This is a genomic window from Flavobacterium sp. (assembly GCF_025352015.1).
Lineage (GTDB): Bacteria > Bacteroidota > Bacteroidia > Flavobacteriales > Flavobacteriaceae > Flavobacterium.
This window is the reverse complement of record NZ_JANXUG010000112.1, coordinates 78,297-91,818: the sequence shown is the minus strand read 5'-3', so window position 1 is coordinate 91,818 and position 13,522 is coordinate 78,297. Positions and strand designations below refer to the sequence as shown.

The 13,522-nt window shown below is 34.6% G+C and carries 13 protein-coding genes; 7 read left to right on the top strand and 6 right to left on the bottom strand.

From position 1 onward, the window contains the following. Positions 1 to 17 precede the first annotated feature (17 nt). Entirely contained in the window at positions 18 to 1,892 is a 1,875-nt protein-coding gene (locus Q0Q96_RS11610) for an OmpA family protein (RefSeq protein WP_293875570.1), read from the top strand. A 498-nt stretch (positions 1,893 to 2,390) separates the two neighbouring features. Here Q0Q96_RS11610 and Q0Q96_RS11605 read toward each other — a convergent pair whose 3' ends face one another. From Q0Q96_RS11605 to Q0Q96_RS11595, 3 genes are read right to left on the bottom strand one after another with little or no spacing between them, the layout of a single operon-like run. Beyond that, positions 2,391 to 3,728, bottom strand: a complete 1,338-nt coding sequence (locus Q0Q96_RS11605; RefSeq protein ID WP_293875568.1) for a DUF5689 domain-containing protein — start codon at positions 3,726 to 3,728, stop codon at positions 2,391 to 2,393. Between the two features lie 20 nt (positions 3,729 to 3,748). Then, positions 3,749 to 4,342, bottom strand: a complete 594-nt coding sequence (locus tag Q0Q96_RS11600; RefSeq protein WP_293875566.1) for a choice-of-anchor J domain-containing protein — start codon at positions 4,340 to 4,342, stop codon at positions 3,749 to 3,751. An 11-nt stretch (positions 4,343 to 4,353) separates the two neighbouring features. Beyond that, positions 4,354 to 7,194: a carboxypeptidase-like regulatory domain-containing protein gene (locus tag Q0Q96_RS11595; RefSeq protein WP_293875564.1), complete on the bottom strand. Its 2,841-nt coding sequence runs from the start codon at positions 7,192 to 7,194 to the stop codon at positions 4,354 to 4,356. A gap of 137 nt (positions 7,195 to 7,331) precedes the next feature. On the opposite strand from Q0Q96_RS11595, the gene Q0Q96_RS11590 reads away from it, so the two are divergent. From Q0Q96_RS11590 to Q0Q96_RS11580, 3 genes are all read left to right on the top strand, one after another. After that, positions 7,332 to 8,441 carry an endonuclease/exonuclease/phosphatase family protein gene (locus Q0Q96_RS11590; RefSeq protein WP_293875562.1) on the top strand — a complete coding sequence of 370 codons (1,110 nt, stop codon included), beginning with the start codon at positions 7,332 to 7,334 and terminating at the stop codon, positions 8,439 to 8,441. A gap of 65 nt (positions 8,442 to 8,506) precedes the next feature. After that, positions 8,507 to 9,043 carry a 3-hydroxyanthranilate 3,4-dioxygenase gene (locus tag Q0Q96_RS11585; protein WP_293875560.1) on the top strand — a complete coding sequence of 179 codons (537 nt, stop codon included), beginning with the start codon at positions 8,507 to 8,509 and terminating at the stop codon, positions 9,041 to 9,043. Positions 9,044 to 9,231: 188 nt separating this feature from the next. Continuing rightward, complete coding sequence (locus Q0Q96_RS11580) at positions 9,232 to 10,785, top strand: aldehyde dehydrogenase family protein (protein WP_293875558.1); 1,554 nt, start codon at positions 9,232 to 9,234, stop codon at positions 10,783 to 10,785. Between the two features lie 90 nt (positions 10,786 to 10,875). Here the strand turns inward: Q0Q96_RS11580 and Q0Q96_RS11575 are convergent, their stop codons facing one another. Then, entirely contained in the window at positions 10,876 to 11,370 is a 495-nt protein-coding gene (locus Q0Q96_RS11575) for a DUF6646 family protein (RefSeq protein WP_293875556.1), read from the bottom strand. Positions 11,371 to 11,450: 80 nt separating this feature from the next. Then, positions 11,451 to 12,179 (bottom strand): metallophosphoesterase, encoded by a 729-nt coding sequence (locus tag Q0Q96_RS11570; RefSeq protein WP_293875554.1) that lies wholly within the window; start codon positions 12,177 to 12,179, stop codon positions 11,451 to 11,453. A 12-nt stretch (positions 12,180 to 12,191) separates the two neighbouring features. On the opposite strand from Q0Q96_RS11570, the gene Q0Q96_RS11565 reads away from it, so the two are divergent. Next, a complete protein-coding gene (locus Q0Q96_RS11565) occupies positions 12,192 to 12,446 on the top strand; it encodes a hypothetical protein (RefSeq protein WP_293875552.1) in 255 nt (84 codons plus the stop codon). Between the two features lie 85 nt (positions 12,447 to 12,531). On the opposite strand, the gene Q0Q96_RS11560 is transcribed toward Q0Q96_RS11565, so the two are convergent. Next, positions 12,532 to 12,720, bottom strand: a complete 189-nt coding sequence (locus tag Q0Q96_RS11560; protein WP_293875550.1) for a hypothetical protein — start codon at positions 12,718 to 12,720, stop codon at positions 12,532 to 12,534. A 68-nt stretch (positions 12,721 to 12,788) separates the two neighbouring features. Between Q0Q96_RS11560 and Q0Q96_RS11555 the strand changes: the two genes are divergently transcribed. After that, complete coding sequence (locus tag Q0Q96_RS11555; RefSeq protein ID WP_293875548.1) at positions 12,789 to 12,989, top strand: hypothetical protein; 201 nt, start codon at positions 12,789 to 12,791, stop codon at positions 12,987 to 12,989. A gap of 185 nt (positions 12,990 to 13,174) precedes the next feature. Beyond that, positions 13,175 to 13,516, top strand: a complete 342-nt coding sequence (locus Q0Q96_RS11550) for a hypothetical protein (RefSeq protein WP_293875546.1) — start codon at positions 13,175 to 13,177, stop codon at positions 13,514 to 13,516. The last annotated feature ends 6 nt before the right edge of the window (positions 13,517 to 13,522 follow it).

Sequence of the window (13,522 nt, the reverse complement as noted above, 5' to 3'; positions counted from 1 at the left end):
AAAAAGTACTTCTAAAAATGAAAAATCTATACATAGCATTAAGTTTTGTAGTCATCAGTTTTACTGTTTCGGCTCAAAATAAAAATACAAAAACTGCCGATAAATTATTCAACAGATATGAATATGTTGACGCAGCAAAAGAATATTTGAGATTGACTGAAAATGGAAAAGCGGATCCTTATGTTTACAAACAATTAGCCGACACTTATTACAATATGTTCAATTCAGCCGAAGCCGTAAAATGGTATTCCAAAGCAACAGAGACTAATCAAGATGCTGAAACCTATTATCGTTATGCTCAAATGCTGAAAGCCAATGGAAAGTATGAAGAAGCTAACAAACAAATGCAAAAATTTGCTGCAGCTGTTCCAACAGATTCTCGCGCAAAGGCTTTCAAAGAGAATCCTAATTATGTTCCAAGGTTATTGGATAAAACTAAATTATACAATGTTAATTCATCCGACATAAGTAGTACGAAGTCAGATTTTGGAGCGGTTCTATATGATAATAATTTGTATTTTGCTAGTGCGAGAAATGTTGCCAGAAAAAACTATGGTTGGACAGATGAACCATTCCTTGACATTTACAAGGCAGATTACAACACCGATGGATCCATTACAAATGCAACTACCGTGTCCGATTTGAATTCAAAATGGCATGACGGTCCAGTTACCATAAGTACTGATGGAAATACTGCCTACTTTGCTAGCGAAAGTTACAAAGAAAAAATATCAGAAAAAGACAAAAAAGCGAATGCAAAATTCAGTCAAGTATATTTATTCAAAGCAGTCAAAAATGGCGATAAGTGGGGCGAAATTACTGCATTACCTTTTAATGGTAAGACTTATTCAACCAGTAATCCAAGTTTAAGCAGAGATGGTAAAACCTTATATTTTTCATCTAATAGACCCGGAAGTTTGGGCAGTGGAACTACAGACATTTGGAAAGTTGCAGTTAATTCAGACGGAACTTATGGAGAACCTCAAAACCTAGGTAACCAAGTAAATACTGAAGGAAATGAAAGTTTCCCTTTTATTGCTGATGACAACAAAACTTTATATTTTGCTTCAAGCGGAAAACAAGGTTTTGGCGGTTTAGATGTTTTTAAAATTGATTTATCCAATAATTCAGAGGCAAGTAATTTAGGTAATCCTATAAATACTGAAAAAGATGACTTCGCTTTTACGTTTAACGAAAGTAAAAAAATTGGCTTCATATCTAGTAATCGTAACGGTAACGATGATATTTTCGTAGTAAGTCCTATATGCGGGGTAGATGTAGAAATTGTTGTTACGAACGCAAAAACAAGCGCTATTTTAGCTAACGCAAGCGTTTCTATACTTGATGACAAGAAAAATATTATCTCTACCGAAATGTCGAATGCTAAAGGTGAAGTAAAATACCGAGTGGAATGCGACAAGGCTTACGTAGTTCAAGCTTCGAAAGATGGATTTGAAGGCAATACTTTTGCTATTACCAAAAGCAAAGTACCAACTGCAAAAGTGGATGCGGCTTTACAACCAATTGATGTTATCGTAACTGAAAATGAAATTATTTTGAAACCCATTTACTTTGACTTCAACAAAAGCAATATCACACAAGATGGCGCCTTTGAATTAGACAAATTGGTTCAAGTAATGAAAAACAATGATAAAATGCTTATTGTAGCAAAATCACATACAGATAACAGAGGAAGCGATGAATACAACTTATTATTATCTGATAGAAGAGCAAAATCTACCGTTCAATATGTAATTTCGAAAGGGATTTTAGCAAGTAGAATTTCTGGTAAAGGAATGGGAGAATTAGAGCCAAAAGTAGATTGCGGAAAAGATTGTACTGAAGAGCAACATGCTCAAAACCGTCGTTCTGAATTCTTGATTGTCAAGTAAGCATCACAATAAAATTAATCAATAAAAAGTCCCGTTAATTGTAATTAACGGGACTTTTTTTGTGGTAGATTTTGATGACTCTATAAGCGTTATAAATAATACAATGAGATAGCGACAATAAAAAGTGAAATAGAAAGAGTAACAAGTAAAGCAAAAAAAAATTAATAAAGTGGGACATGTAACAAATGCAGCTTAAGAAGTAAAACGAGCAGAACAAAAAGTAATTTGTGATGCACTTAAAGCAACAAATGACAAGCTCAAATTAATTATTGAAGAAAAACTATTTTAAATATTGCTTTTAGTATGTTTTAAGGCTTACTATGACATCATAAATTGGAATACAATATTCCTTGTGCTTAATAAAAAATAAGTTGCTTCATGTCTTATTTTACTCCATTGATAAAATGTCGTTTTTAATGATGAAAAAAATACATTTGTATAAAAAAAGAGTCCCAAATTAACTACGGGACTCTTTTTTATAATTAAAAATGTTATTTGTTAATTAACAACGATATTATCTATATCGACCGTAGTTGTAACTGGTGGTCCAGTTGTAATATTTGTACCCGTGTATTCAAAAACAAAATAACCATTACCAGTTACCGTTGTTGGAATGTTGTAGGTTCCAGCACTAGAGAATGCCGTAGTAGATGCCGATGGCAAAGTAAAACTTGTAGTTATATCATATAATGTAGCGTCAGAAATTTTCATTCCTGGAACATAATCGGCTGTACGGTATATTTTAAGTCCTAACGAGTTGGTAAAATATCCAACTTTTATATCAAATTTAAAAGTGCTTGCAGCGGTCATATCAACAGGAATTACAAAGTATGCTTTGTTACGTTCAACAGCTCCACTAAAGGCTGACATTTCCAAAGCACCTGCTTTAATCAACCATCTTTTTGTTCCAACTGGAGAAAAATTCAAATAATTAGGAAACGTAACTTGACTGTTTGCGAAACTAGAAAAATTTTCATTTAAACTGGAAAAGAAAGTATAGGTTCTTGGGTTAGTTAAATGGAAATCTGCCTCGCTTCTTACTATAAACTGAAAGTCTGATGAATATTTTGTCATTACACCACGAATACTTCCTCTACCTGCAGGCACATTATCCGCAGAAAAAATTGCATATTGACTAATTCTGCAATAACGAGTTGTACCACCTATTGTGGCATCAACTAAATCATGATTTGTAGCAAATCCCCCTGAATCTATATCAAAAAAAGTTCGTGCGATAGAGTTATCCGCAAACTGAACGTTGTCGATTTCTACTAAAGTATTTTGAACCGCATCTGATGCAGCATCTGCCAATGACAAGTGTCGCACTAAAGTATCTTCATTAACAATAACGGCAGATGGAAATAGGTAATTAGCCAGAACGGTACCCGAAATACCTGTTAATTTTGTGGCGTCTGCAGGATCAATAAGGCCTATTTGCATTGAACCATACACTTTAGCAATTGCCAAACCTTTCAGCTTAATATAAATTTTTCTTCCTGCAAAAAAACCTCTTTTGAAAAGCATTGTTTGATCAGCACTAATACTAAACCCTATTGGTGTTGTTGAGCCTGTTTGAACGTCTTGTAAAGAAAGTGATTTGTAGAAAGTTCCAGCTGCATCTGTTGATGTAACATAGGCTTCTATAATATCATCTCCTGTATAAACAGTTGGTGTAGAATTTGCTAAAATATTAATGTCTGCAACCGATTTTGTTGTTGTGAAATTATAAGTTGTCACTTCCTGACTTACCGCGTTATAAGTGTCGCTTTTTGTACAGCTTGAAATGGTTATCAAAGCAATAGACAGTAAACTAAATTTTAATATGAATATTTTCATTTTATTTTAATTAAATAATGTTAATAAAAAACCCTTACGTTATCTACTTGATAACCTCCAGTTAATGAGGAAGTTCCTTTTACTTTGAAAGCAAAATGCAATGTTCCGGTATAAGTTGATAAATCAATTATTCCTGAGTTTACATATACATATTTAATGGTATTTTGGGTAGGGTAATCAAATGGAATTTTTACCCAACTTGCGTTATCAAAAGTTATGCCGTCATAATCTGTTGAAACGTATAGCTCTAAAGAGTTATCGATACTTCTTACGTAACCATCTTGACAGGATTGAAAAAATAATTTTTCGCCCACTTGAGCATCCATATCAATTGGTGGAGAAATTAACCAAGTTACATTAACGGGTTGCCCAGATGAATAAGAACTAAATTTTGCATAACCATTATTTTTATAGGATCCTTGCGTCCAAAGTTTTGTTCCGGTTTGAGCGTATCTAATCCATCCTGTCGCCGTCAAATCTGTGTTGTCAAAATTTTCTGCAAACAAAGTTGTTTTTGCAGATGGAACTTCTACATCGCTATCTTTAGTGCAACTCGACAACATTGAAGCTATCATGCTTACTAAAAGAACTACTTTAAATTGAATTGTTTTCATAGTATGTTTTATTAAAAATTAATATATAAATTTAAGAAAAATGTTCTACCATAGCCATAAAAATATTTAGGAGCAAAAGCTGGTGTGGCAACAGCTCCGGCAGCAACATTGTTTGGATTGATATGAGGTGTATTGTCTTGAAGCGACTGGGTGTAATTTGAATTTCTTGCTTGTTCGAAACCTCCTGTTTTATATTTTACATTTAATACATTGCTTATACTAGCATTAAATCCAAAAGTGCTTTTATTTATTTTCCAAGATTTTGATCCGTTAAGATTTAACAATGTAAAATCGTTAAATTTTTCTTGTTTTAACAATGCTGCACCAATTGCTTCAGATGCTCCCGGCACAGGCACGCCTGGAGCAACGGTTACGTCATCGTAAAAACTAGCGGTTCTTGTTATAGGAGCCACATCAATATAATTGTTTGCCAAATAATTTACATTAGCACCAATTGACCAAAATTTTGGGTCTCTATACTCTAATCCTAACGACGCCGCTGTTTGTGGCATTCCTGATTGTCTGTAATTTTTAAGTTTTGCTTCTCCATAATTAATAACCGGAGAAGTATTAGTGGCTGTAGCTCGTGCGTCGACATTTAAGGAAACATTTGGATTGTTGTCATAAATATACTCGCCATAAGCACCACTTGCCGTTAGTTTTAAACTAGAAGTTATTGGGTATTCTGCACCAAACTCTAAACCAATATTTCTTTTGTTAATATTGGTAACTGTTTCGGCAACAAAGGCACTTTGTTCAATTATGGATGTTGAAGGATCGTCAACAGAAACACCGTCACCAAAGAAGAAAGAAGTTTCTGTTTGGTTTTTTATTGAGGTGTAATACGCAGTTAGTCTGGTTTTTAATTTTGGACTGTTGATAACGTAACTCACGTCAGCCGTAGATACATTTTCGTTTGTTAATCCAGACACTGTATTATTATTTATTCGTGCATTGTTAAAAACATTTCTCAAATTAGGAGCTAGTGTCATGTAACCTGCATTCAGCATTAAAAACTGTTTACCTGTAATTTTATAAGTAATGCCCCCTTTGAATCCAAAATTGTCAAAAGTCATTTTACTGCTTTTACCAAATGAGTTTGTTGGATAATAACCATTTTTAAACAATCCTTCTCTTTGATATTCTGAACGAGAGTAGTTTTGTGCCAAAAAGAAATCTACTTTTTTATAAACAAATTTAAACTGTGTAAAAGCATCTATGTTATTTGAGGTTAAGTTATAATTATAACCAAAAGCGTCTCCAACACCTACAATTCTTCCTGGATTGTTTAAATCTGATTGTTGTTGGTTATATCCCACTCCAAAAAGGGTAACATCTTTGAAATAACTTCCTCCCAAAAGATCAATCATTTTTTGATAATTGTGCGAATTCAAATTTCTGTAGGTTGCTCCAGCATTTAATACAATATGATCCGATAATTGTGTATTCAAAATGGTATTTGCCGTAAACTGTTTATCATCGGTTCTATCCTCATACAAAGTATAGTAACTGTGTCCGTCAATACTGTGCTGATTAGCGTAAACTAATCCATCCCAATTTAATTGACCATCAGCTAAAAAAGCTGCTTTTTTTAATCCGGCTTCTGTAAAATCGGGTGTATAGTTTCCATTAGTATCATATAAGGATGTTTCATAACTAGGCAAATTTTTATAATACGTTGGATCTGGATTATCAGCGCCTTGGAATGTAAGTCTACTATTGCCTATCTTTCCAAATTGATAAGAAACATTGGTATTTAAATTCGTTTTTGACGTAACTTTCCAATAATGACTTAAAATAAGAATCGGTTCCTCGATGTTTCTAATTCTTGAATTTCGTTTTCTGCCATTTTGATAACCCCAATAAGAATTGTAGGTTTCGCTTTTTAAATCGTTTACTTCCTGAGTATTTGGCGAGTTTTTCCCTCTATTATTCTGTCCCACGATTGAGGTAAAATTCAAACTGTGCTTCTCACTTAATTTTTTTTCAACACTTGCAAAAAAGGAATTAGCATTATAAGTTGTGCCCTCAAAATAACCATCATCTGTAAAACGTCTCGATGCCGAAACCACATACGCCCAACCATCTCTTCGCATGCCTGAAGCTACAGTCCCCATTAATCTACCAGTGTAATTGGTATTGGTAACGCCCGCAGATATTCTGTTCCCTGGCCTGTATATAGAAGCTCTTGTATTGATTTCGTTCGTGCCCAAAATACCTCCAAAAGAATAATCAGAAGGACCAATTCCAGTTGTAAATTCCTGATTTCTGGTTGCGTCATTCAATCCTCCCCAGTTGCTAAATTGTGGTCTTCCGTCATAAATCTTATTCATTACAATACCATTTATCATGGTAGTTCCATACTGACTATCTAAACCTCTTATTCTGAATCTTGCTTGACCCCAGTTAAAAGCTGCAGATTGTTGAAAAGCATCTCGCGAGGCTTGTAACAAACTAGAGGTGCTTTCTGATCCACTATTGTCGTCCCCTAAATCGTTATCAGTGATAGCCACTAAAGCAATTTGTTGATCTACACTTATATCTTCTTCCAAAATGATAATTCCTAAATCTAAAATTTTTCCCGAAACCACATCAACCGAAAGTAATTGGTCTTTATAACCTGTATTTCTAATTTGAAGTAATTGACTACCTGGGGCTACTTCTTTAAAAGTAAAAACTCCAGAAGCATCTGACAAGGCAGTTAAATTGGTATTTTGAATTGAAGCAACAACATTTTGTAACGGTTTTTGTGTTCTTGTGTCCAAAACTTTCCCGATAAATCCGGTACTGCTTTGAGCAAAAACAAAAACTACTTGCATCACAAATAATGTACTAATAACAAGTTTTTTCATAAATAAAATAAAATTAATTTTTAAATGATTAAACCTTAAGAAAAACTTAAAGCGGTCAAATGTACATATTTTAATAATATTATATACTTTTGGCTCGAAGTTTGTAAAAAACTTGACAATAACTTAATGTACCTTATATGAGAATTAAAAATTTTACAGTTCTTTTCTTTGTGTTATTCGCAATTTTTGGAGTAAATGGCCAAGCAAAAAAGTATATAGTGCATACCGTTGCATTCTACAATTTTGAAAATTTGTTTGACACGATTAATGAAGCAAACAATGATGAGGAATGGCTGCCAAACGGTGTTCAAAATTGGACTTCAAAAAAATACCGTCAAAAACTACATAATCTAGCAAAAGTATTATCTGAAATTGGGACAAGCGAAAACCCAAATAATTCTCCAACATTTATTGGCGGTGCCGAGATTGAAAACAGAATTGTTTTAGAGGATTTAATAAAAGAACCCGCATTAATCAATAAAGAATATGGTATAGTTCACTTTGACTCGCCTGACAAAAGAGGAATTGATGTAGCATTGTTATATCAAAAAAAACATTTTAAACCTACCAGTTACAAAAACATTCCATTGTTAATCTACAAGAACCAACTTAACAATAAAGTCAAAGAAAAAAATGAAAAAGATGATGTTGCCGACGACAAATCAGAAGTTGATAAAAATTTAGACCGAGTATTTACCAGAGATATACTATTGGTCACCGGTTTACTTGATGGTGAAGAAATTAACATTATGGTAAACCATTGGCCATCACGATCGGGTGGCGAGAAAAAAAGTTCCCCATTTCGTGAAGCCGCAGGAAGGCTAGATAGAAAAATTATGGACTCCATTTATAAAATTAATCCAAATGCTAAAATCATCAATATGGGCGATTTGAACGATGGAACCTATAATAAAAGTGTGAAAGAAGGCGTTGGCGCGAAACGCAAAAGAGAGGAAGTACAAAAATTTGGGGTGTACAATCCGTTTGAGGAAATGTTTTATAAAGGTAATGCTACATTATTTTATAGAGACGCAGGCGACATATTCGATCAAATTATGGTTTCTGAAACCTTAATCCAAAAAGACTTTTCTTCTTTCCGTTACTGGAAAGCTGGTATCTATAATAAACCCTACATGATAACCACCGTCGGACAGTATAAAGGGTATCCCTTACGACACAGTATGACCGAAATAGGCTATAGTGATCACTTTCCTGCTTACATTTATTTAATCAAGGAAACAAAATAACACATTTTAAAAGGTTAGTTAACGCTAACCTTTTTTATTTTTAGTAATTTCGTTAAAAAATTATCATGGCAATCTTGAACCCCTTTAACCTCCAAAAATGGTTAGCCGAAAACCGTCATTTATTAAAACCTCCGGTAGGTAACAAAAACCTTTATATCGATTCAGAAGATTATATTGTCATGATCGTTGCTGGTCCCAATGCCCGAAAAGACTATCATTATAACGAAACCGAAGAATTGTTTTACCAACTCGAAGGCGACATCACGGTATATGTTCAGGACAGTGGCGAAAAGAGAGCCATGAAACTATCAGCCGGAGATATGTATTTACATCCCGCAAAAACACCACACTCACCAAACAGAACTGAAGGTTCCATTGGTTTGGTCATCGAGAGAAAACGTGTTGGTTCTAATGCAAAAGACGGTTTGCTTTGGTTTTGTGACCACTGCAACCACAAACTTTACGAAGTTTATTTCCCTCTTACCGATATCGAAAAAGATTTTCTGCAACATTTCGAACATTTCTACAACACCAAAACTTTAAAAACCTGCGACAAATGCGGAACCATAATGGAATCCGACTCGCAGTTTATAGCTAAATAATTTTTAGGAGCAATCCTGCCTGCCGATAGGCAGGTTCCAGCTGTCCACTATATCTTTTTTATCCTGAACTTTTTTCAGGATTCTGAAACAAGTTCAGGATAAAAAGGAAGCCGTTTCCATCTGGGCTAAAAATCAAAATAATCAGTTACTTTTGCAATCACTATTTTTTTTAAACAAACCTAAATACAATGGCATCAATAGCACAAGAATTCGGTATGACCGAAGCATTAAAAGCTTTAGGAATTACAACAATAAACCAAGGAACCTCAACAGGACAAAACCACTTTTCTAACGGAGAAATCCTCGAAAGTTATTCGCCAGTAGACGGTCAACTCATTGCAAGTGTAAAAACATCAACCGCCGCCGATTATGACAAAGTGATGCAATCAGCAAACGAAGCTTTTAAAACGTTCAAACATATGCCTGCGCCACAACGTGGCGAAATTGTGCGTCAGTTTGGAGAAAAATTACGTAAAAACAAAGAAGCTTTAGGGAAATTGGTTTCCTATGAGATGGGAAAATCGTTGCAGGAAGGTTACGGCGAAGTCCAGGAAATGATTGACATCTGCGATTTTGCTGTTGGTCTTTCCCGTCAATTACATGGATTAACAATGCACTCTGAACGTCCCGGACACAGGATGTACGAGCAATACCATCCACTGGGAATTGTAGGAATCATTTCTGCATTTAACTTCCCTGTAGCCGTTTGGGCTTGGAACACAGCATTAGCCTGGATATGCGGTGACGTTTGTGTTTGGAAACCTTCCGAAAAAACACCGTTGTGTGGCATTGCTTGTCAAAATATTATTGCCGAGGTACTCAAGGAAAACAACCTTCCTGAAGGAATTTCATGTTTAATAAATGGTGATTATAAAATAGGAGCATTAATGACTTATGACAATCGAATTCCTTTAATTTCGGCTACAGGTTCTACTCGGATGGGGAAAATTGTAGCGCAAGCGTGTGCCGCCCGTTTAGGAAAATCACTTTTAGAATTAGGAGGAAACAATGCCATTATTGTTACGCCAGATGCTGATGTAAAAATGACGGTTATCGGAGCGGTTTTTGGAGCGGTTGGAACGGCAGGACAACGTTGTACTTCTACTCGTAGACTAATCATCCACGAAAGTATGTATGACAAAGTTCGTGATGCACTCGTTTCTGCTTACGGACAATTAAAAATTGGAAATCCATTAGATCAAAAAAATCATGTTGGTCCACTTATCGACAAACATGCTGTTGAAATGTATAACAGCGCCTTATCAAAAGTTGTTGAACAAGGTGGAAAATTATTAGTTGAAGGCGGCGTTCTTTCGGGAACTGGTTACGAAAGTGGATGCTATGTAAAACCCGCCATTGCCGAAGCTAACAACTCATTTGAAATTGTACAACACGAAACTTTTGCGCCTATTTTATATTTACTTAAATATTCGGGCGATGTTACAAATGCCATTGCGCTTCAAAACGGAGTGGCTCAAGGATTATCATCCTCCATTATGACCAACAATTTGCGTGAAGCCGAAGCATTCCTATCGGTAGCAGGTTCAGATTGTGGAATCGCCAATGTTAATATAGGAACTTCGGGTGCCGAAATTGGTGGCGCTTTTGGTGGTGAAAAAGAAACTGGTGGCGGACGCGAATCTGGTTCAGATGCTTGGAAAGTATACATGAGAAGACAAACCAATACCATCAATTATACGACAAGTTTACCCTTGGCACAGGGAATAAAATTTGATTTGTAGTTTTTGAAGAAGAAAGATTAAAGAAAAAAAAGCGTCCTGCTATTGGGACGCTTTTTTAATTTTATTAAATTTAAGTTTCGAAGAAACCTTTTATAAATTGAAAGAAGCACCTATTTGAAACACAAACTGATTGTTGTATTCCTCAAATCCATAGGAGTTTGCATTGTATTTTGCCAAAGGAATCCCCGCTTCTGTATATACTCCAAATCCATTTGTAAAGAAATACCTGAAACCTAAATGTGCTCCAAAATTTCTTGTGCCTAAATTTAACCCAGGATAAATATCCATCGCTTTATCTAGTTTAAAAACATTTCCCAAATTAGCATTAAAACGAACTTTGGCATCAGCTCTGTCGGCAAAAGTTGGTTTAACTCCAGCAACTTCTTGAACGGAGAGCAAATAGGAAGCAACAAATCCGTACGACATGTTTTCTCCAATACCAAAATCGGTAGAGATATTTATTCCCGTTCCGTGGTTTTGAATATTTAAACCAACCTGTGCTTTAATATCGCCTTTCCCTTTGAATGCTTGTGCATTTGCTAAATTTACTATAGCAATGGTAACAATTATAATTATTTTTTTCATTTCGTTAAAAGTTTATTTGTGTGCAAATATAAAGATTTCAATACTCTGAAATCAAAAATCGCCATTCATAATTAAAAAATTTAATTCCTTCCTTTTTCATTAAAATACAAATCGCTCAAGGGTTCACTTTGCCAAAACTCTTTAGAATCTACATCCATAATGGTAAGCGATCCTTTGAAGGCAGCTCCAGTATCAACATTCCAAATACAGGCTTTTTGAACAGGAATGGTTTCATTAATCTTGGTTACTGGTGTGTGCCCAATGTATATTTCGTTGTACAACGTTAGTCTTTTTGGGTAATAAAAACTGTTTTTAGGAATTGACAAATCCAAACATAAAGCTGTTTCCCAAAGTGTTCTGTCCCAATAAAAAAGCCGTGGAAAGTATTCATACGCTACGCCATTCATACTGGTAAATCCGGCATGAATAAATAATCGATTTTGCTCATCTAGATGATAATTCTTCAAGTTTTTTAAAAACTCAATGTGACTGTTTTTTGTAGTAGCGTTCACTATTGCATATGCCGTTACGGTTGACTCTCCACCATGTTTATACCACTCACGATTGTCTTTGCTGTCTGCTAACCATTTATAAACCAATTCATCATGATTGCCTTTGATGAAAATGCAGTGTTGCTTTTTATTCAAAGCTATTAAATAATCAAGTACTTGCGGCGATTCGCTCCAGCCGTCAACATAATCCCCGAGGAAAATTAGGGTATCGTTTTTAGAAACGTTGGCTCGTTCCATAATTTGATGTAATGCCCGCAAACCGCCGTGGATGTCGCCGATTACTAGTGTTCTGTTCATGTTTTAATTATTGTGGCAGGTGGTTGTTTTAATTTGGCAGGAGGGTATTTTACTCTGGCAGGTGCTTATTTTATTTTGGCAGGAGGGTATTCTAGTTTTGCGGGTGGATATTTCATTTTATCTGTTGATTATTCTAGTCTGTCGGGTGCTTGTTTTGTTTTAGCAGGTGGTTATTTATGTTTAATTGGAGCTTATTCTAGTTTTTATAGAGAGATTCGAAGGGTTTTCACAAAGATTTGCAAAGTTTTTATTTGGTCTTATTTTTAGTTTTTGATTTGCTAATTTAGATAAATATAATGATTGTTGAATCTTGTTAAAAAAAATCCCCTCTTTTTATGGAGGGGAAGTTTTTTTATTTGACTTTTTTAAATTTTATTCTTGATACTGCTTTGTACTCTGTGGAATTGGCATCGAGGATGGTGAAGAGGTAGTCTTTTGCGGCATTGGCGTTATCGACTAGGTTTAGACTGGCATTATACATGGTGTTGTTTCTGGTGGTTCGAGCTGTGTTGAGTGGTGGCTTATGCTCCGTTAATTCCATAGAAATCGCCTACATCATTACTTATTGAAATAGAAATAAGCAAACTTTCAGCAGAGGATCAAATATTCATGTTCGGAAAAGAATTTGCCAAAATTACTTCTGATGAAAAACTAGTTTTCATTCAAGACCAAGATTATATTTTTAGTATTGACACTATGATTTATTTAGAACTAGATATGGGTTTCCGAATGATAAAAAGAGGTAGTTATCACTTGCAAATAATGAAAGACAAAGTACAGGTTACTATCAATCTGTCATCCTCCAGATAATATAATTTAAAAGCAATAATTTTAAAATAACGCATTATGAAAAAGGCAAAATACATATTGGTATTACTACTACTGCTTAATAAAGCAGCAGCCTTTTCGATGGTGGTTATTAACACCCCAATGAAATCATTACCGCTTTAATTGAAGAGATTAAAGCAGTCAATTTAAAATATGAAGTGTTGTTATTGGACAAACAATACAAATTAAACAAAATAAACAAAGCGCTTACTGTAGCATTTGGAACTGACCAAAAAATAGATTTACTAATCAAAAAAGACAAAATTACTTCTGAAATTAAAACGTTAATGATTGAAAATTCAGGAGAAATTTCTAAAATCAGGTATTTAAAAGGATTGCAAATTATCAAGATTCTGTATGAAAAATTATTGGGTTTAGAACATCATTTTGCATCAGTAGCGTCATTGAACGAAATCAATAAAATTTCAAATCCCAACCAATATCCCGAATTTGAAAAACTCAAAGATTTAATTGCATCCAAAAAGGATAAAAAAAGGCTATTGATTTAACCTCTG

Coding starts and splice junctions, on each gene's coding strand:
- Q0Q96_RS11605 (WP_293875568.1), bottom strand. CDS start 3,728: ATGAAAATATTCATATTAAAATTTAGTTTACTGTCTATTGCTTTGATA.
- Q0Q96_RS11595 (WP_293875564.1), bottom strand. CDS start 7,194: ATGAAAAAACTTGTTATTAGTACATTATTTGTGATGCAAGTAGTTTTT.
- Q0Q96_RS11600 (WP_293875566.1), bottom strand. CDS start 4,342: ATGAAAACAATTCAATTTAAAGTAGTTCTTTTAGTAAGCATGATAGCT.
- Q0Q96_RS11585 (WP_293875560.1), top strand. CDS start 8,507: ATGGCAATCTTGAACCCCTTTAACCTCCAAAAATGGTTAGCCGAAAAC.
- Q0Q96_RS11610 (WP_293875570.1), top strand. CDS start 18: ATGAAAAATCTATACATAGCATTAAGTTTTGTAGTCATCAGTTTTACT.
- Q0Q96_RS11570 (WP_293875554.1), bottom strand. CDS start 12,179: ATGAACAGAACACTAGTAATCGGCGACATCCACGGCGGTTTGCGGGCA.
- Q0Q96_RS11555 (WP_293875548.1), top strand. CDS start 12,789: ATGTTCGGAAAAGAATTTGCCAAAATTACTTCTGATGAAAAACTAGTT.
- Q0Q96_RS11590 (WP_293875562.1), top strand. CDS start 7,332: ATGAGAATTAAAAATTTTACAGTTCTTTTCTTTGTGTTATTCGCAATT.
- Q0Q96_RS11575 (WP_293875556.1), bottom strand. CDS start 11,370: ATGAAAAAAATAATTATAATTGTTACCATTGCTATAGTAAATTTAGCA.
- Q0Q96_RS11560 (WP_293875550.1), bottom strand. CDS start 12,720: ATGGAATTAACGGAGCATAAGCCACCACTCAACACAGCTCGAACCACC.
- Q0Q96_RS11580 (WP_293875558.1), top strand. CDS start 9,232: ATGGCATCAATAGCACAAGAATTCGGTATGACCGAAGCATTAAAAGCT.